Origin of the sequence: Lacisediminihabitans profunda, from assembly GCF_008040105.1 — a bacterium.
GTDB lineage: Bacteria > Actinomycetota > Actinomycetes > Actinomycetales > Microbacteriaceae > Lacisediminihabitans > Lacisediminihabitans profunda.
Window position 1 is genome coordinate 1 of sequence record NZ_VRMG01000047.1, and the last position, 281, is coordinate 281.

Annotated in this window: 1 rRNA gene; it reads right to left on the bottom strand. The window is 52.7% G+C overall.

What is annotated here, in order from left to right:
• A 16S ribosomal RNA gene (locus tag FVP33_RS19000) occupies nucleotides 1–281 on the bottom strand; the annotation flags it as partial.

Below are 281 nucleotides of genomic sequence, written 5' to 3' on the forward strand. Positions count from 1 at the left end.
CCAGGGTATCTAATCCTGTTTGCTACCCACACTTTCGAGCCTCAGCGTCAGTTGGTGCCCAGTAGGCCGCCTTCGCCACTGGTGTTCCTCCCGATATCTACGCATTCCACCGCTACACCGGGAATTCCGCCTACCTCTGCACTACTCAAGAAAAACAGTTTTGAAAGCAGTTTATGGGTTGAGCCCATAGATTTCACTTCCAACTTGTCTTCCCGCCTGCGCTCCCTTTACACCCAGTAATTCCGGACAACGCTTGTGACCTACGTTTTACCGCGGCTGCT